The organism is Microcoleus vaginatus FACHB-2002 (assembly GCF_040004035.1).
Lineage (GTDB): Bacteria > Cyanobacteriota > Cyanobacteriia > Cyanobacteriales > Microcoleaceae > Microcoleus > Microcoleus vaginatus_C.
On sequence record NZ_JAMPLN010000033.1, the window covers coordinates 45,212 to 62,293 of the forward strand.

Genomic DNA, 17,082 nt, shown 5'->3' on the forward strand with positions numbered 1-17,082 from the left:
TGGCAGGAGCGATCGTCCTTAGCGATCATTTCGGCAAAGGCTCCAATATTTTCTCACCATGACTCGCTGCAACCGCCGCAAATAAAGTTTCATAATGATTCAAAGCTTCCTCAAATCCGTAATTCTCCACAGCATAATTTCTGCCTTGCTCGCCCAACGCATCCACCTTAGCAGGGTGCAAGTACAAATCCTCAACAGCCTCAGCCAAAGCCTGGGGATCTTCCGGCGCTACCACCACCCCGCCACCGCTTTGCTGCACTGCTTTCTGAGCCGTACCAGTTTCGGGAACCGAAGCCAAAATTGCCCGACCGCTGGCGAGAATTACTTGAATTTTTGAAGGCATATTGAAGTTAGTAACGCGGCGCTTTTGTACGACTAAACTAACATCAGCAGCAGCTAACAATTCTGGCAATTTTTCTCGCGGTTCAAATGGTAGCAACATTACATTATTAGCTTTGTAAGTTTCGCAATCTTGTTGCAAGCGCGCCAAGGCTGTTGATTCCCCGACAATTACAAAAGCGATTTCGGTTAGGTGTTTCAAACGAGCCGCTGCTTGAACAACTGTTTGCAAGCCTTGAGTGAGGGCAATATTGCCTGCATAGAGAACGACAAATTTTCCCTTGAGTTTGTGAGTTTCTCGAAATGAGTTACTTTCCTTGGGTAAGGGGCGAATAAAATTGACATCAACCCAATTGGGAACGCAAACTATTTTTTCGGGGGGTACTCCCTGAGAATGCAATTTTTTGACAAAACCGCTGTCGATGACGCTGACTTGGCTGGCTGTGCTGTAGGCCAATTTTTCCAAAGCGTCAGCAATGCGAACTAGCAGTCCGTTTTTTTTGACCAAGCCGACGCGCACGGCTGCTTCTGACACGATATCCTGAACGTTGAGGACGATCGGGCAAGCGCGAATCCAGCCGTAAAAGGCGACTGGGACGCAAATCGGTAAAGGGGGCATGGTCGAGAAAATCACGTCGGGACGCCAGCCTCTGAAGGCTTGGACGGCGCTGGAGACGACAAAACTGCCGTCTAGCACAAGTCTGTCTAGGAGGCTGGGGTGGGGCCCGTTGACACGCAGATAGCTGCGCTGAATTGTGACGCCGTTGTGTTCTTCGGTGAGGTACAATTTGCCCTCATATTGCGGATAAATCCGGCGCTGCGGATAGTTGGGCATTCCTGTGACGACTCGGACTTGGTGGCCGCGCTTGACTAGGCCTTGCGCTAGTTCTGTCATCAGGGGGGCAATGCCGATCGGCTCTGGATAATAGTTATAGGAATAAATTAGAATACGCATAATATTTATTTTGAAGCAAATTGTCCTCCAGCCGCGTGCATCGAGCCTGCACCCGCAGAATTGCAGAGGATGTGGTTGGGTGCCGGGTAGGACAATAGGGGGCGAGGGGATCTTCCACTCTTTGGGAAAGAAGCCGCCCTTACCGGGCGGGTATCGCGCCCTCAGCTAATGTTTTTTCGCATTACCAGGCAGTTGCGGCGATCTTCGGTACGGATATAGCGAAGATCGTCTGTAAGCTTGTACATGAACACCAGTCCCCTTTCTCCTTCTCTGTCCAAAGGATCGCGCTGCTCTTGCATGATCGAGTGCAGCTTTGCTTCTAAGTTGAAGGGTTGACCCCTGTCCCAAATCCTAATTTCTAAGTAATCGGCAAACACTTTTACCTCAATGTCTATGGGCGTCGTGGGGGGCAAGTTCTGGTGAGCGTGGCGGACAGCGTTTGTAAAGCCTTCGTTGATTATCAGTCGGCACTGCCACCAGAAATCCGCTGGTATCATGGGCAAAACGATATTCTCCAACCATTCCAAAATGGATGTTAAAGCATTCAGGTCTGTTTCAACCTGCAGGTGCCACTCGGCCTTTGGTTGCTTGTCTTTCATCTTTCTTCCCCCTGGTCGGCCCCCACCACCGCTGTACTCAGCGGCGGAGGGAGAGAAAAAGGAGGGCAAGGTCTTGGCAACATATTAGTTAAGTCAAGCTTGAGTTGAAGAAGCCCGTTTTGCCTCAAGGTGAGCATTCCTTTCGCACCATTTACTCGCACAGCAAATGAGAGACTTCCGATACTGTAACCCGCCTCGGTAGGGCGTTTAAATAGGGAAAATTCCCGAGTCAGCTTGCGAGGAAGTGATTTAAGCTTCGACCGTGTTAGCAGTCGGTACTTTTCTAAACACAGGTGAGTTCTTCTCGTCCTCGAAAATCCTGCTGGGATCATTCGAGTATGACCTCGAACTCGCCAATTGATTAATGCTCTGATTGCAGAGCTGGCAACTAGCTGTGCATTTTCTGGGCGTGTGAATTTTAACACTTAATGCTAGCGTAGGTATCGCTAGCGATCGTCTGCTTGACTAAGTATCGAGTTCGACTTCCCGCCCCCCGTCGGCAACAGCACCTCAAAGTTCAGCGGTGGGTTGTTGAGGGTTCCTACACAGCGCCACTATTTTTGTTAAACAGGACTGTTACAGTTTTGACAATTAGTTTGAGGTCATACACCAGGCTCCAGTTTTGTTGGTATTTTAAATCTAAACGGATGACATCTTCAAAATCGCGGACTTGAGAGCGACCGTTGACTTGCCATTCCCCTGTCATCCCGGGTTTGACATCCAAACGCTGCCACTGAGGGACTTCGTAACGCTCAACTTCGTCTGGGGTAGGCGGTCTAGTGCCCACTAGACTCATTTCGCCTTTGAGCACGTTCCAAAACTGCGGCAGTTCGTCGAGGCTGGTTTTGCGTAAGATGCGCCCGACTTTGGTAATCCGCGGGTCGTTGTCATTTTTGAAAAATGCGCCAGAAGCCTGGTTTTTGATTTGGGCTTTCATGGCTTCGGCGTTGGTACACATCGATCGAAATTTCCAAATCCGAAATTGTTTGCCCATCCAGCCACAGCGGGTTTGACCGAAAAATATCGGGCCTGGATCGTTGATAGTGATGGCTGCAGCTATAGGTACGAGCAAAATTCCTGTAATTATCAAACCGACGATTGCCCCAACAATATCTATCAGCCGCTTCACCCACGATTGCACTGAGGGGTGCGTCATCGGTAGCTGATTGTCCGAGGGGTTGGTCTCTGTGGGAGTTGAGGTTGCAGAGGGCTGCTCGATCGTCAGCACTTGATCTAGGCTGGTGAGAGCAAATACTGCCATCACCTGCGGCTTGAGGCTTCGGAGCACCAAGTCGCTACCACGCTGTTTGGCAAATTTCAGATTGCTGACTAAAGCACCGATCCCGCTACTGTCGATGAATGTCGTCTGACTGAAGTCTAGGACAATCTTGCTGGGAACGGTGGTGCTTTCCGAAAAAAGTTGCTGGCAGGTTGTCTTGAAGTTTACAGCTTCAAGTACGCTCAAGCGCACGGGTATGTGAACTGAGGGAATCTCGTCCGAGTACGTTACCCGAAAATCTGCCTCTGGGGTTTGACTGACCATGAAGTCCTGGTTTCAAATTTCAAGCTTATGTCTTTAGCCTATTCTGTCCTAGCAGCTCCACCTTTACCAAATATTATGGTTAACAAAAGGCTAGCTTTATACAAACTTTACAAAAACGCCTGCAAACTCGCCCGCCGAGAATGATATCAAAGGCAAAAATAGACTTAAGTCTACCAGTGCCAGTTTTGGCCCAAAGATTTTTGAACGCAGTCGGGGTCAAACTTTAACATCGGAATCAAGATTTTTGTGGATTCAGGCCGATTAATCTTGTCGTTAATCATTTTGGTGCCTGTCTTGCACCAGATAGCCATCGCAGTTAACAGTTAACAGCTAACACAGAAGTCAACAGTTAACCGTTAACGGGAAAACCTCCGTACCAAGCGTCGGGGGATGAGGTTAAGAATTGTAGACGTTTTCTGACTGGGAGGTTTCGCGGGTGATGGGTTTGACTTTGGCTTTGGCTTTGGCTGCGTTGCGTTTGAGGGCCTGGAGACGAGCTTCGTATTTAGCCCGCTGCTGTTTTTTGGAGGTTTGCTCGATTAAGGTTTTTAAGGCGCTGCCGAGGCTTTTGTAGGCGTTTGGGAGAGTGTACCCGAAGCGGGTGGCCAGGGCGAGGGCTTTTTCGTCGGCGTCTACTGCTTCTTTTAAACTTTTCTCTCCGTTGTTTTTTTGGTAAAGTCTCCAGCCGGAGACGCCGCACAGGGATAGGGCTAGTAACAGCAGCAAGCCGTCTTGCACCCAAAGTTCGCCGACGGCGCCACCTAAACCAATGGCGAGGGCTGCCATTTCCCAACCGTCTCTGGGGATGGTGTCGTTTTGGATTCTGGCGACTTCGTGCCAAAATAGGAGGTTGCGCTGATCCATTGCTAGCTGTTCCCAGCGGATCAGGTCTATTTGGATTTCTACCTGGTCTTTGCCTATTTCTTCGCTGCGGATCAGGGTAGGATTAACTTCTATTGTTTTTTCTACTGTTACCCAACTTTGGAGTTCTGGGGGCAGTATGTTTTTCAAGCGCCGGATCTCACTCATCTCGGCTCTTGCTGTAGAGGTTGCATAGGATGTCATAGCTCCGGCCTATTGATTTTGCAAAGGTTAATATGTGTCTATTTCTGGAGTATAGCAAACCTTGAATCCAAATATAGTCTAGCAACGGAGGTCGATCGACCAATACTTGCAATTTTAGTTGATTTTAGTCTCAGGGGGCGATCGCAACTGCCTGCTCGATCATTGACTTTCGACTATTTCATCAACGGTTCGATTTCTTGCCGCAATTTCGACCAAGCAGACAAAACTTCCGGCTTAGAAGTTATGCCTTTTTGAACTAAAACAACTCCGTCCAATACTTCAGCAATTCCGTACAAACCTCGCCGTAGAGCTTCATCGGTAAAACGCACTCCCGCCCGAACTCTACCTCTGTCAACGGGAACTTTTAAATTGTTTTGCTGCAACTGCCACAAATCTAACAGCGCATAATCGACATCGACTACTTTTCCCTCTTCGTCTTTCATCTGCATCACTTCTAAACGGATGATGTTCCGGCGGTCCGAAAGGTGGGAAACGATATAACCGCTGGTAGAAACGCTAGCATCTTGGGGAATCAAATTTAAAACTTTTTTCACATTAGCTGCGTGTCGGAGTTGAGCCGGTAAAGATTGATAAACCCAAGGTTGAAAAGAATAAGGAGAGAGGAAATACAAAGCTCGATTCGGATTGGAAGTGTACGTGAGCAGTATTGACAGACCGATACACCCAATCCAGAAGCGGTGGAACCTGGGTTTGAATTTATCTTGATGTTGCGACCACCACAGGATTGTACCGTAAAATAACCCCGGAATTACAGCAAATGTGTAGCGGGTGTTAATTGAAGTAGCGGCCTGATTAACAACTTGCAGCAACAGAACCAGTAAAGGAAAAACAGTCATTAACCAGGCGCTAGGAGTTATCGCAGGTACAAATGCTAGCGGCAACCAATGACCTAAAAGATATAAAATTCGCCTACTTGCATCTTTAAAAAATACTTCTATTATAAGATGAGGTTGACTGATAATCGCCCAAAGCAGTTCTAGTGTTGACGGGTTCTCGGTTTTGACAAATTTCCTAAAGTAATTAGCTAAGTACAAGCGGGAATTGTCAACCGAAAACCTCGGCATAATTGTATTAGTTATGAACACCACGTAGCTAAAGCTGAGAGCGCACAAAGCTATGCCGACGCGGGGGTAGCGCCGACTGACAATTAAATACGCTCCGATGCCAAACAAGCTAATTCCAGCATCTTCGCGGGTGCCTAGTGTTAAAACTGCGAACAGCCAAAATAGCGGCCAGCGCTGCTTCTCTAATGCTAGGAGCAAGCTAAATATAAATAGAGGAATTTGGCAGTGTTCGTAAAAATTTCCCAGCGTCGGGCCGATGACACCATTTGCTCCGTAATAGCTGGCTACTATCATTACCGACAGGGGAACAGATAGATACTGTCTTGCTAAGAAATACAGCACTATTCCGGCTGCTGCAATTAAAGCTACTTGCAAAACTATCAGGGTAATGGGGGATGGAAATAAGGCATAAATCGGCATCCAAATCAGAAAATCGATGACGAAGTGTTGCCCTAAATGGATGTAAAATGGGTAGGAAAGTTGTCTGTCCATCAGCGAGGCGCTGGAGGCGGCTGAGGACAGTGAACTTTGAAAAAATCTGCCGTGTATGCTATTCCAAAATACTTGGTTAAATAGACCGTGATCGTAGGTGGCTAAGAAGCTTTCGTAGCGGATTAGGCTAAAAGTTAAAACTAATATAAAAAAGATGGTTGCTAGGATTGTAACTTGACGCAATCCTGTTTGATTCTTCCAGTAGTCGAGAGGTTGAAATTTCATATTTTTTGCGGAAGCCGATATTTTATCTAAGGTTGAATGAAGTTATGCTTAAATTCGGAAATAGAAATAAATTTGCCTTTGGTTTTCAGCTTGGTGAGATATTTTTCTAGTTTTTCAACCATTTTGCTGCCTGAGTCTTTTTTGACGTAACCGGGTAATTTAAACTGGGAAATATCTGTGAATTCCCAGGGGTGAAAGTAGATGTTCAGATAAGAGTCTGTTTGTAGGGTTAGTTGGGTTGCTAATTCTATCATTGAGAGGGGGAAGTTTTTAAAGCTCAACCAAAATAAAGGAAATCTGATCAGAGGAGTGACTGAAATGGGAAGGTTGAGCAGTTTATTCGTATAATATGCAGTTCGGGGTTTAGATAGGTTGTTGTATCTGCCGGGGATGTAAGTTGGATTCATTGATGAGTTGTATTCGTAGCCTGCTTTTTCTATTTCTGCGTCGTCAACTGGCTGAAGTCTAGCCATCCTGAATCCAGTGATTTCAGTATTAGTTATTTGTTCTAAGGTTTGTTTAGATTTCTGTAAATCTTCTAGGCAAAATTGAGAGTGGTAAAACCCGTGGGAGGCGATTTCATGGTGTTTTGAAATTTCTCTGATTGTATCTGGGTTGTGGAGTGCAAAGTTAGCTGTCACAAAAAATGTGGCTGTAATATCTAATTTTTCTAGAAGTGCAATAATCTTGGACAATCCTCGGTTAGAAATTTCAAATTTGATGTCGGATTCCAGGGGTTGACCGTATTCTTCGGGGATGTCAAATTCTTCTATGTCAAAGCTCAACAAGATTGATTTATTCATAGTAGCCTGCGCGGTCGTTGGCTCTAATTTGAAATAAGCACATCAGCATTTTTAGGGAATCTGTGAATATATTGACTTGAGAATGTTTGTAGAGGTGTGGCTGGCAAACTTTGGCGGGGATTTCACCAATTGTATATCCTTTTTTTTTTGCTAAAAAAAGCAGTTCTGCATCAAAAGAAAATCCAGTAATAGTTTGGCTTTTAAATATTTCTTTAGCTGGTATTTTGTTAAATCCTTTGAGTCCGGCTTGCATATCTCTATATGGTAGACTGAGAATTTTTCCAGTAAGTAAGTTAAATATTTTGCCCGATAGTTTTCTGAGTAAGCTAAGATTTCGGAAATTTTCTTGAACGAGGTTTCGGCAACCAATTACAACATCAAATTCTTTTAATTTTTTGACTAAGAGTTCGAGGTGTTCGAGGGAGTAAGCTAAGTCGCCATCCATGAAGCAAATGCAGTCGGCGTCAACATATTCGCTGCCTTTTTTGACGGCATATCCTTTGCCTTGACGGTTGCTGTAAGAAATTAGTTTGATGTGATGTGTGGGGAAATTTTTGAGTTGGTTTTCGAGAATTTGCAGTGTATTGTCGGTCGAGCCGTCATTAACAATAATAAAATTGTAAGCAGGATTTTTTTGAGAAAATTCTAAAATTCTATCAAAGGTTTGCTCTATGCACTTTGCTTCGTTGTAAACAGGCAGAATTACCGCTATCTTCATCATGGTGGTGGGATCGGGCTTTCGGTAAAATATGCTACCACCTCGGGAGGTAAATCACAAGTAAAAAATTTACAGAGAAAATTTTACCGAGAAAATTTCTGGCGGGGAGAGGTATTGTTAACTGCGGATGAGAAAATTGACTTCAACTTCGCCTGGAAAGTGCAAAGACGAAGTTGGACTTTTTAGAACCTTTGAACAGCGGGCAGTTTCGGGGTTGGAGGGTGCTGTTGGAATTGCTGCTGTCGATCGCCCATAGTGGCTAATCTATCTCAAATGATGATTTTTGAGCAAGCGCACGATCGCCACTCATCTAGCACGACTTGTCAAGTGTGAACCGGGGTTGCGGGATAAGTGCGATCGAGAAAAATTGTATCATGCTTGAGTTGAGCCAGCTTATCTTTACGGAAAACGCGGGCGATCGACAATCTAGATTCTCCCAGCAGCGAAGCCAGAAAAACCCTCATAATCCCGCCCGAACCTTTTACCTCATGAGGTTGTAATTGTCAATCTAAATTATTTAGTTAACAAATTGCCGGAGTATTTTCAACCGGGTATTACGCTCCGAAAAAAACGTATTATTAGCTTTTTACTAGCATTCATCCTAACTTCCATCACTTATCAAGTAATCTTAGAAATCATCACAGTAGAAATTACCATTTTCTGCTTTTACGATATACTTTACCTTCCGAATAGCCGGAAAAGTGTCGCCGTTGCGGCGACACTTTTCCGGCGAGCACAGCCAGCAAAACTTGGAACCTTTTTTAGAGCCTTTAGTCAGCCATAACAATTGGTTTTTGTCATCCCAAGAGCTGGGCTAGTATTTCATAGCAAATCCCAAAAAGCCGATGCCGAGTGAATAGATTAAAGTGACTTCAAAATGCCACTTTCTAACTGATAAATTGCTGCCATGATTCCGCTTTCAGGATTTGTAAGCAGGGACTTTTTGACATCTTTCAAGTATTCTACAATATGTTCCCGCAAAATCGGTCTTTCTACTTTGACTGTGTGATTGTAATCCCACAAATCCCAGATGATAATTCCGATGCCGACAATCGGGTCGATTAAACTTACTCCCAACTGACTAGCAACTGTACCGCCTGTTTTTGTGGCTACCTTGGCGGCGGCTTTGCTGGCAACTTTTGCGGTAACTTTGCTGCCAACTTTAGCTGCTACTCCCAAAATTAAGGGTTTAGCAACTAAGTAGCCACTGCCGCCCACTAATACTTTTAATGATAAATTAGAGACGTTTCCTTTGTCGCTAATTGTAGTGGCAATATCGTTCAGATATTTGTCCCACTGTACTTGTGGTATATTATAATTGTTTTGAACTACTTTCACATTTTTGCTAACCTCTGATATGTACAAATTAGCAGTATCTTGAGTGATTAATTGAAATCGCAGTTGAGCGTTTTTGGGTACCAGCACGCGGTTAGCAAATTCTCTTTGAAAGTCTTCGGTTAATTTTTCGGAAACAGCTTGAGAAGCTGCTGTCATATCAAATCTGTTGAGTACGGCCGATTTCACGAAATTAAAAGGTACGGTAAACTCCATCTTTTTTTGATTGAAGTAATCGAAGTACCAATCGAGGAAGCTATTGTCTACTCGTGCAATTACTTCGGTTTCCCATTTGTCCAATTCTTTTGATGCGAAAGTTTCGGCTGTTGTATGGGATTGTTGGATAGCGTTTTTAATGTCTTGGTTGACTTTGCTGAAATCGTGTGGCGGCGAGACTACAACTGCTGTGGTTCCGCTATTTGTTAGTGACTGGGAAATTAGAAAGTTACCGAATAGGGGAATGATGACTACTAAAATTACGATCGTCCAAATCATCGGTGTGACAGTTTTGATAAACTGACCGATAACTCTGAGGCGTTCTGTTTTCTCTGAATAGCTAATTTCTTCCTTGTCTTGACTCATGGCGGTTTCTCAACTGATGAGAGTTGGGCTAGTTTCGATTATAGGCGATCGTACCTGCGATCGTGTTACGGGCGTGTGGCCTGGGATTCTGGAAAGGTTGGGGAAAAGTGCGCGGGAGTGAAGCTACCCCAAAGGGAATCGCCAGTTTTTAATTTTTGACTGCATAGAAATTAAAGTGGTACTATTTTTGAATATATCTCAAGCTGTTAATATGACATTAGATCCTTTGCTCCGCAAGCTAGCAGCCATAAATGAAGCTTTATCTGCCCTTTCAGCAGAAACCTGCACGGCACCCGGATGTAATCAAGCCGTTTCAAAACCCGGTCACAAATTATGCTACGAACATTGGAAAGCTAACAACGCTCAACCCGTGTCAGCGCCCAAACCTAAACCCCAACAATCCTCTTCCCCCTCACTTCTGTCCGCTACCAGCATCAGCGAGAAACTAGAAATATCAAAGCACAAAGTCAATCCGATTTTAGCGGAGTTAGGATTGGTAAACAAAGAGCGCAACGGCTGGGTAGCCACTAAGCGGGGAATAGGTTTTGGGGCGGTGCAAAAAACCTACCCTCAAGACAACACTCCTTATGTGCTTTGGCCAGAATCTATACTGACAAATCAAGTTTTTCTGGCGACTATTGAGAGTCTTAAAGGTGACAATTATGAAAGCAAAACAGAAGTAAACACAAAGCTAGGGTTCCGCGAGAAGTTTCGGGCGAGTGCAGAGCATCGAACAACCGACGGTCATTTTGTGCGGTCTAAAGCTGAAGTTTTGATTGATAATTGGCTCTATATGGCGGAGCTAGTTCACGCCTATGAACGCCGACTACCCATAGAGGAAGAAGCTTACTGTGACTTTTATATTCCAGGGGGGAAGGTGTATATTGAATACTGGGGATATGAGAACAACCAGGAGTATGTGGCGCGTAAGAAAGTGAAGCAAGAACTATATCAGAAGTACGAACTCAACCTGATAGAGTTAACAGATGAACACATCAAGAATTTGGATGATTATTTGCCTAGAATGTTATTAAAATTTGGCGTAATTGTAAATTGATTAAAAGTACGATCGCACTCTTCATCCGCGTTCCGAAGCGTTAATCTGCCTGCATCAGGGGTTCATAAAAAAATAAAAGAGCGATCGCCCTTGAAGCGTGCCTCAAACTCGATCGTCCTTATCTGATTATCTTTTAGCCTGCTTTACTTAACACAACCAGAATGTACTGGTCAAGACTAACTCCTTCCCTTTCCGCTTTTTCTGCTAAACTCAAATGTAGAGATTTAGGAATCTGTAAAGATAGACTTCCACTATACTCAACTTCCGTTGCAGGTAAAGGAATCTCATGTCCGCACTCATAAGCAGTCTCTATCCACAATTCCCTAGCTTCCTCAATGTTCTCCATTGCTTCCGATAAAGTTTCACCCTGAGACATACAGCCCCGAAGGTTTTTTATGATAGCTGTGTATCCTTCAGCTTCCGGGTGAAAACTGATAGGATATTTCAGACCCAAGTAATAATCTAGAGATTTAAGCTTGACTTTCATCATCAATAACTTAAGCCACTTGCTCAACATTGAGCCGCCCTTCAACCCGCTCATATTCATCTTCAAGCAGCCAAAGCCTTGCTTCCTCATAGCTAGAACAAGCAAAAACAATCTTATAGTCTTCAGTCGGGTCGAAAATGCAAAAATTATTTTTATCATCACCGAGCAACATCAAAACATAAGGAGGGACAGAGGTAGGATCAACCCATATTTCTGTAAACTGCCAGTTATTTGCTAGGTTGGGTACGGGGGATGACATGATATTTATCTCCTATCACTTTAATTTCACCGTAATGTAAAGGAATTTGGCTGCCATCACTCTGAATTCTATAACCAATTGGGCTGGCAAAGTAGAGTCCATATCGTTCGTGATTGCGAATAATGCCTGTGAATTCCCCATTTTCTATTATGGCTTGTGCCACTCTAATCATTGTAGCTTCATTGTTAAATACATGAGCAGATCCCCCTCGCTGCAATAACCTTTGCATTTGTAGTGTATCTGGGAGATGCTTGGCAATGTGTCTATTGTCTATAGTTAGTTCACGGTTAATACCACTCATTTAATCGGCAAATTTCAGTAATTTTTTAATAAAAACCCGGTTTATTTAATAAACCGGGTTTTTTATTCAAGGCTAAAAACGATTAAACCTGAGCCTCATTCTTCACCAAATTACCCCAACCCAAATCCTTCAGCGAATTATTCCGGCGCAGCGGACGAGTCACCAACTCCAAAATATCCCGCGCATTACCAAACCCGTGAATCTGAGCAAAAGTAAACTCAACAGACCACTTAGTATTAATTCCCCGCGCTTCCAAAGGATTAGCGTGAGCCATACCAGTAATCACCAAATCAATATTCTGCTCGTAAATCCGCTGCAACTGATTGTAATTGTCTGGTTTCTCCACAATCCGAGGAGTAGGAACTCCCATCTCGTGACAAGTTTTTTCTAACAAAGCCAACTCAGCCGCTTGATAGCGCTTGTCCATGTAAGGAATGCCAATTTCCGGGCAAGTCATGCCGCAGCGAATCAAGAAACGTGCTAAAGAAATCTCCAGCAAATTGTCTCCCATAAAGAAGACAGATTTGCCGCGAATTATTTGCAGGTAATCTTCCAAACCAGCCCAAATTTGCGCTTCCCGTTCGTCCAAACCTTTTGGTTCAATTCCCAACACTGAGCAAATCTTTTCAATCCAAGCGCGAGTTCCGTCAGGGCCGATCGGGAATGGCGCACCAATTAGCTTACACTTGCGGCGGCGCATCAACGTAGAAGCTGTGCGCGACAAGAACGGATTCATGCCCGATACATAATAGCCTTCTTCCAAGACTGGCAATTCAGTGTAGCGCTTGGAAGGAAGCCAACCGGAAACTTTGATTCCTTGCTTCTTCAATTCTAGAGTTAGCTGAGTCACAACCGGGTCGGGCAAAGAACCGAAAAGTACCAGCGGCGTGTGCTTGACATATTCCGATTCATCTGCTGCAACTTCCTCTTTTTTCTTACCGAAATTCAGCAGTTGAGAGATAGCATTGCGTTCTTGTTTCTGAGATTCCATCACAGGCGCTTTCTCAGGGCATTTAGCAGCCATCGCTGCCAAAACGGTATCTTCCCCTTGAGTAAAAGCGTAATCCAAACCGTTAGCGCGGGCTGTGACGATGGGAATGCCAATTTCTGCTTCGAGTTTCGGCGCTAACCCTTCCAAATCCATTTTGATGATTTCGGTGGTGCAAGTGCCGATCCAGACAATTACACTGGGGTTACGATCGCGCTTAATTTGCAAGCACAGCCGCTTCAACTCATCATAATCGTTTAACTGAGCGGAAATATCGCCCTCTTCCAACTCAGCCATCGCATAGCGAGGCTCAGCAAAAATCATCACGCCCATTGCGTTTTGCAAGAAATAGCCGCAAGTCTTGGTACCGATGACCAAGAAAAAGCTATCTTCAATTTTTTGATAAAGCCAAGCTACGCAGCTAATCGGACAAAATGTGTGATAATTGCCTGTTTCGCATTCAAAGTTTAAAGCTTCCGGTTCATTAGTAGTAATAGCAGTCATATCTCAAATCTTCTCCCTTTAAATTGTTTTTAGTCTGAAACAGGACAGGCTCGCTAAGCGAGGAAATACCTGTTTTTTGTGATCGCCTCGTTGCTCTCGCGGACGATAGAAATAGGTTTTTTTTCCTCTCGAACGCCAACAGGCGCAGCGAGAAAACACCTGTTTTGTGCGATCGCGCTTTCGCAGCGAACAATAAATAGAAATACCTGATTTTGGGCTAATTCCTCTGAAAAATAGATGCAGCCAACTCAATATTTCCGCAGCCGCAGCATCCAAAAATTGAGCTAAAAAATTCTGCGCGAGGGCTTATAATCCCTCACAGCAGGGATTTAGTTTTCTTCAACTCGCTCCGGCCAAAAGCCTTTTGGTAGTTGTGAGCTGGAGCTAATTAAAAATTAACAACTCGCAACTCACAACTCACCTATAGACCGGCAAACTTCAAGACTAGAAGAGATGCGGGCGATCGCAACAACCTCACTTAAAATCAGATAAAAAGCCGGAAATTTCTTCATCCTCATCGTCGGAATCCAAATCACCGAGACCTAGAGCATCTAAATCATCTTCATCGGGATCTCCGGTAGTTGCTTCCCCCAGATCGTCGAGTCCGAGATCATCGAGGTCATCGTCATCAGATACAGAGAAATCGTCAATACCGTCCTCGTCCAAGTCACCCAGATCCATGTCTAGGTCATCTGAGGTCGCTGTCCCAAACGGATCAGGTATTTCTTCGGCGACAAACTCTGCATCTTCTTCCCCAAACGGATCGGATATTCCCGATTCGAGATCCCCAGAGGTCAAAGTCCCAAATTGTGAGGATTCTTCTTCGTCATCGTCAAGGTCGAGACCGCCCAAAGCCGAGGCTTCTTCTTCCTCGTCATCGCCGAGGCCGAGACCGCCCAAAGCCGAGGCTTCTTCTTCCTCGTCATCATCGCCGAGGTCGAGACCGCCCAAAGCTAAGGCTTCTTCTTCCTCGTCATCACCCATATCAAAATCAGATACGGCGTCTTCCTCATCGTCGCCCATATCAAAGTCAGATACGGCGTCTTCCTCATCGTCGCCCATATCAAAGTCAGATACGGCGTCTTCCTCATCGTCGCCCATATCGAAGTCAGATACGGCGTCTTCCTCATCGTCTTCTAGACCGAGACCGTCCAAAGCCGAGGCTTCTTCCTCGTCATCGTCCATGTCGAAGTCGGAGACCGCTTCTTCCTCGTCATCGTCCATGTCGAAGTCGGAGACCGCTTCTTCCTCGTCATCGTCCATGTCGAAGTCGGAGACCGCTTCTTCCTCGTCATCGCCCATGTCGAAGTCGGAGACCGCTTCTTCCTCGTCATCGCCCATGTCGAAGTCGGAGACCGCTTCTTCCTCAAACTGATCCAAGGATTCCTCCTCGGCGCTCAGTGCTGACGCAGCAGCAGCCAGACCAGCGACTCCGGCGGCTCCGGCGACTACTCCGGCTGCTGCTAAGGCAGCACCGCCCAATTTATTGGATTTGGCTGCGGGTGCAGCAGTGGCAGTTTGAGCTGCTGCGGGTGCAGCAGTGGCAGTTTGAGCGACTGCGGGTGCAGTAGTTGGAATTTGAGAGGCTGCGGGTGCAGTAGTTGCAGTTTGAGCTGCTGCGGGTGTTGGAGATGTGCCGGCCGTCTGCGGCACGATATTTGAGGGCATACCCAGCGCGATGTCCGGGTCAAAATTTAGTCCCAACACTTCGATCAGGCTGTCTGCATCCGGCTTGAGTTTTGAGAAGGGCAGCATTAATTGCTGGAGTTCCGGCTCCAGGGCAGCCGCAATTCCCAGGATGAGGTAAGAAACAGGCCTTTTCCCGCCGTCGGGTGTGGCGACCGTGTTGTCAGCCGTCATGTGCAGGAGCAGCCAAGCCCGATTTACCTGGTAGTAGTCCAACCACTTCTGTTTGAGAGCAACTGAAAAAGTATCAAAAAAAGCCATAACCTCTTTATCCTCATCCTGATCGCTAGACCTATTAAACCATCATCAGGTCTAGCTCATCTTCCTCCTTCTTGACCACCGGTTGCACTGGATTTAGATAAAAATCTGAAAGTAAGGCAAATAATTCGCGATCGGGCGTGTCGTTGGGCACTACTCCTTCGGGTCTTGCCAAAATCTGGTCAGCGATGTTGAGGTAGTAATCGCAGACGTAGTTGAGGGAAGGATCGCTTTCGGCCATCTCAAACAATGTTTTGCCTTTGACGCGAGAAACTCGGATGTCTTCAATCAGGGGCAGCACTTCCAGCACCGGCATCGGTACAGAGTCAATGTACTTGTCGATCAAGTCGCGCTTTGAGGTGCGGTTGCCAATTAAACCGGCGAGCCGCAACGGGTGAGTGCGGGCTTTTTCGCGGACTGAGGCGGCGATGCGGTTGGCTGCAAATAAAGCGTCGAACCCGTTGTCGGTAACAATCATGCAGTAATCGGCGTAGTTCAATGGGGCTGCAAAACCGCCGCACACTACGTCTCCGAGCACGTCGAACAGAATGATGTCGTATTCGTCGAAGGCATTGAGTTCTTTGAGGAGTTTGACGGTTTCACCGACTACATAGCCGCCGCAGCCAGCTCCTGCGGGAGGGCCGCCTGCTTCTACGCAGTCAACGCCGCCGTAGCCTTTGTAGATGACATCTTCGGGCCAAACGTCTTCGTAGTGATAGTCCTTTTGCTGAAGGGTGTCAATAATTGTGGGGATCAAGAAGCCAGTGAGGGTAAATGTGCTGTCGTGCTTTGGATCGCAACCGATTTGCAAAACTTTCTTGCCGCGCTTGGCTAGGGCAACAGAGATGTTGCAGCTTGTTGTCGATTTGCCAATTCCACCTTTTCCGTAAACTGCGAGTTTCACTCTTTGTTCTCCTATAGGTTTCTATCAAAACGATGAGGGCTGGGGTTTCATGCTTTTTTTCGATCGCCCAACTCCAATAGCCCAATTGCAATAGCCCAATTGCCATTCCCTTACTGTCAGTCGATTTGAGATTTCAGATTTGAGATTAAAGAATGGACTCCACAGATGAATCTGGGGCTTCTCTCTAACTAAAATTTTCGATCTCGACGACTTTTGTTTGGGGCTTGTATCCGTCTTTGGGTTAGGCCAATTTTGGACTCGGCCCTTAGTCACCTCGTTGAAAGCATTATTAGCTAACTTGCGATGAAAAGAAAGGGGGCGTCTAAATGAAAATGCTAGTAAATTTGTTTATTTTGCACCTTTGGGAATTTTAACGGTTTTTTTGACCTAAAAATCTATTTTTAGAATTTTTTTAGATTCTTAATTAATTTTAGAATACTTTTTTCATATAAAGAGGTACAAAAATAAAACAAAAATTAACTTCTCAAACAATCTGGGCTTTTGGCTTTGGGGCTAGGATGCAGGCAGTTGAGGGCTTGTGCGGCTAACTTGAACGGGCACAAAGGCGCTAGTGGATGAGGCAAAGGAGATAGTGAATTGGGCCCAGTTGGGTCAGGGGAGGGCAAAGTGATGTTAGCTTTCGGCTGTTGCGGGTGATTTTGCTGGGGTTTTGAGTGTTGTGTAAAAAATTGTGAATTTTTAGGAATTGGCGGGTGAGGGGGAGATTGGGGGAGTGAGGGAGTGGGAGAGAGTGGGGGAGGCGGAGAGGGGGAGAGGGAGAGTGCTGACAGGTGTAGGTTTTTTACAACTAGGAGGAGTTACAAGTATAAAAGGCATCCACAGGAGTGTGAGGGAAGGAACTCCAACGCTCCAGATGAATGGGAATATTGTTGAGTA

The 17,082-nt window shown here is 45.6% G+C and carries 17 protein-coding genes; 2 read left to right on the plus strand and 15 right to left on the minus strand.

Going from position 1 to position 17,082, the window contains the following annotated elements:
* Positions 1-25 precede the first annotated feature (25 nt).
* The 9 genes from NDI35_RS23140 to NDI35_RS23180 form a co-directional block, all read right to left on the minus strand.
* Positions 26-1,294: a glycosyltransferase family 4 protein gene (locus NDI35_RS23140; protein ID WP_445314765.1), complete on the minus strand. Its 1,269-nt coding sequence runs from the start codon at positions 1,292-1,294 to the stop codon at positions 26-28.
* A 161-nt stretch (positions 1,295-1,455) separates the two neighbouring features.
* Positions 1,456-1,893, minus strand: a complete 438-nt coding sequence (locus tag NDI35_RS23145; protein ID WP_445314766.1) for an ATP-binding protein — start codon at positions 1,891-1,893, stop codon at positions 1,456-1,458.
* A 541-nt stretch (positions 1,894-2,434) separates the two neighbouring features.
* A complete protein-coding gene (locus tag NDI35_RS23150) occupies positions 2,435-3,436 on the minus strand; it encodes a sugar transferase (protein ID WP_445314767.1) in 1,002 nt (333 codons plus the stop codon).
* A 396-nt stretch (positions 3,437-3,832) separates the two neighbouring features.
* Positions 3,833-4,501 carry a DUF3318 domain-containing protein gene (locus tag NDI35_RS23155; protein ID WP_015178535.1) on the minus strand — a complete coding sequence of 223 codons (669 nt, stop codon included), beginning with the start codon at positions 4,499-4,501 and terminating at the stop codon, positions 3,833-3,835.
* Positions 4,502-4,674: 173 nt separating this feature from the next.
* Positions 4,675-6,303 (minus strand): DUF2079 domain-containing protein, encoded by a 1,629-nt coding sequence (locus tag NDI35_RS23160; RefSeq protein WP_445314768.1) that lies wholly within the window; start codon positions 6,301-6,303, stop codon positions 4,675-4,677.
* A gap of 26 nt (positions 6,304-6,329) precedes the next feature.
* Complete coding sequence (locus NDI35_RS23165) at positions 6,330-7,106, minus strand: polysaccharide deacetylase family protein (RefSeq protein WP_445314769.1); 777 nt, start codon at positions 7,104-7,106, stop codon at positions 6,330-6,332.
* A complete protein-coding gene (locus NDI35_RS23170) occupies positions 7,099-7,827 on the minus strand; it encodes a glycosyltransferase (RefSeq protein WP_445314770.1) in 729 nt (242 codons plus the stop codon). The genes NDI35_RS23165 and NDI35_RS23170 overlap by 8 nt, the downstream gene beginning before the upstream one ends.
* Positions 7,828-8,147: 320 nt before the next feature.
* Positions 8,148-8,288: a hypothetical protein gene (locus NDI35_RS23175; protein WP_445314771.1), complete on the minus strand. Its 141-nt coding sequence runs from the start codon at positions 8,286-8,288 to the stop codon at positions 8,148-8,150.
* A 397-nt stretch (positions 8,289-8,685) separates the two neighbouring features.
* A complete protein-coding gene (locus NDI35_RS23180; RefSeq protein WP_445314772.1) occupies positions 8,686-9,741 on the minus strand; it encodes a hypothetical protein in 1,056 nt (351 codons plus the stop codon).
* On the opposite strand from NDI35_RS23180, the gene NDI35_RS23185 reads away from it, so the two are divergent.
* Together NDI35_RS23185 and NDI35_RS23190 are read left to right on the plus strand one after the other, a co-directional pair.
* Positions 9,740-9,862, plus strand: a complete 123-nt coding sequence (locus tag NDI35_RS23185) for a hypothetical protein (RefSeq protein WP_445314773.1) — start codon at positions 9,740-9,742, stop codon at positions 9,860-9,862. The genes NDI35_RS23180 and NDI35_RS23185 overlap by 2 nt on opposite strands.
* 66 nt (positions 9,863-9,928) lie before the next feature.
* A complete protein-coding gene (locus tag NDI35_RS23190; RefSeq protein WP_445314774.1) occupies positions 9,929-10,798 on the plus strand; it encodes a hypothetical protein in 870 nt (289 codons plus the stop codon).
* 133 nt (positions 10,799-10,931) lie between these two features.
* On the opposite strand, the gene NDI35_RS23195 is transcribed toward NDI35_RS23190, so the two are convergent.
* From NDI35_RS23195 to bchL, 6 genes are all read right to left on the minus strand, one after another.
* Positions 10,932-11,315, minus strand: a complete 384-nt coding sequence (locus tag NDI35_RS23195; protein WP_445314775.1) for a type II toxin-antitoxin system HicB family antitoxin — start codon at positions 11,313-11,315, stop codon at positions 10,932-10,934.
* Positions 11,296-11,544: a hypothetical protein gene (locus NDI35_RS23200; RefSeq protein ID WP_106148613.1), complete on the minus strand. Its 249-nt coding sequence runs from the start codon at positions 11,542-11,544 to the stop codon at positions 11,296-11,298. Before NDI35_RS23200 ends, NDI35_RS23195 begins: the two co-directional genes overlap by 20 nt.
* Positions 11,513-11,845, minus strand: coding sequence for a DUF6972 family protein (locus NDI35_RS23205; protein ID WP_445314776.1), 333 nt, complete (start codon positions 11,843-11,845; stop codon positions 11,513-11,515). The genes NDI35_RS23200 and NDI35_RS23205 overlap by 32 nt, the downstream gene beginning before the upstream one ends.
* Before the next feature lie 82 nt (positions 11,846-11,927).
* Positions 11,928-13,337, minus strand: a complete 1,410-nt coding sequence (locus tag NDI35_RS23210; RefSeq protein WP_199297522.1) for a ferredoxin:protochlorophyllide reductase (ATP-dependent) subunit N — start codon at positions 13,335-13,337, stop codon at positions 11,928-11,930.
* A gap of 474 nt (positions 13,338-13,811) precedes the next feature.
* Positions 13,812-15,284, minus strand: coding sequence for a DUF5331 domain-containing protein (locus NDI35_RS23215; protein ID WP_445314777.1), 1,473 nt, complete (start codon positions 15,282-15,284; stop codon positions 13,812-13,814).
* Positions 15,285-15,318: 34 nt separating this feature from the next.
* Entirely contained in the window at positions 15,319-16,185 is an 867-nt protein-coding gene (gene bchL / locus NDI35_RS23220; protein WP_015178522.1) for a ferredoxin:protochlorophyllide reductase (ATP-dependent) iron-sulfur ATP-binding protein, read from the minus strand.
* Positions 16,186-17,082: the final 897 nt, after the last annotated feature.

What these genes read in the sequence shown, in the direction of transcription:
- NDI35_RS23140 (WP_445314765.1), bottom strand. Translation starts at nt 1,294, where the DNA reads ATGCGTATTCTAATTTATTCCTATAACTATTATCCAGAGCCGATCGGC.
- NDI35_RS23145 (WP_445314766.1), bottom strand. Translation starts at nt 1,893, where the DNA reads ATGAAAGACAAGCAACCAAAGGCCGAGTGGCACCTGCAGGTTGAAACA.
- NDI35_RS23150 (WP_445314767.1), bottom strand. Translation starts at nt 3,436, where the DNA reads ATGGTCAGTCAAACCCCAGAGGCAGATTTTCGGGTAACGTACTCGGAC.
- NDI35_RS23155 (WP_015178535.1), bottom strand. Translation starts at nt 4,501, where the DNA reads ATGACATCCTATGCAACCTCTACAGCAAGAGCCGAGATGAGTGAGATC.
- NDI35_RS23160 (WP_445314768.1), bottom strand. Translation starts at nt 6,303, where the DNA reads ATGAAATTTCAACCTCTCGACTACTGGAAGAATCAAACAGGATTGCGT.
- NDI35_RS23165 (WP_445314769.1), bottom strand. Translation starts at nt 7,106, where the DNA reads ATGAATAAATCAATCTTGTTGAGCTTTGACATAGAAGAATTTGACATC.
- NDI35_RS23170 (WP_445314770.1), bottom strand. Translation starts at nt 7,827, where the DNA reads ATGATGAAGATAGCGGTAATTCTGCCTGTTTACAACGAAGCAAAGTGC.
- NDI35_RS23175 (WP_445314771.1), bottom strand. Translation starts at nt 8,288, where the DNA reads ATGAGGGTTTTTCTGGCTTCGCTGCTGGGAGAATCTAGATTGTCGATC.
- NDI35_RS23185 (WP_445314773.1), top strand. Translation starts at nt 9,740, where the DNA reads ATGGCGGTTTCTCAACTGATGAGAGTTGGGCTAGTTTCGATTATAGGC.
- NDI35_RS23180 (WP_445314772.1), bottom strand. Translation starts at nt 9,741, where the DNA reads ATGAGTCAAGACAAGGAAGAAATTAGCTATTCAGAGAAAACAGAACGC.
- NDI35_RS23195 (WP_445314775.1), bottom strand. Translation starts at nt 11,315, where the DNA reads ATGTTGAGCAAGTGGCTTAAGTTATTGATGATGAAAGTCAAGCTTAAA.
- NDI35_RS23200 (WP_106148613.1), bottom strand. Translation starts at nt 11,544, where the DNA reads ATGTCATCCCCCGTACCCAACCTAGCAAATAACTGGCAGTTTACAGAA.
- NDI35_RS23205 (WP_445314776.1), bottom strand. Translation starts at nt 11,845, where the DNA reads ATGAGTGGTATTAACCGTGAACTAACTATAGACAATAGACACATTGCC.
- NDI35_RS23210 (WP_199297522.1), bottom strand. Translation starts at nt 13,337, where the DNA reads ATGACTGCTATTACTACTAATGAACCGGAAGCTTTAAACTTTGAATGC.
- NDI35_RS23215 (WP_445314777.1), bottom strand. Translation starts at nt 15,284, where the DNA reads ATGGCTTTTTTTGATACTTTTTCAGTTGCTCTCAAACAGAAGTGGTTG.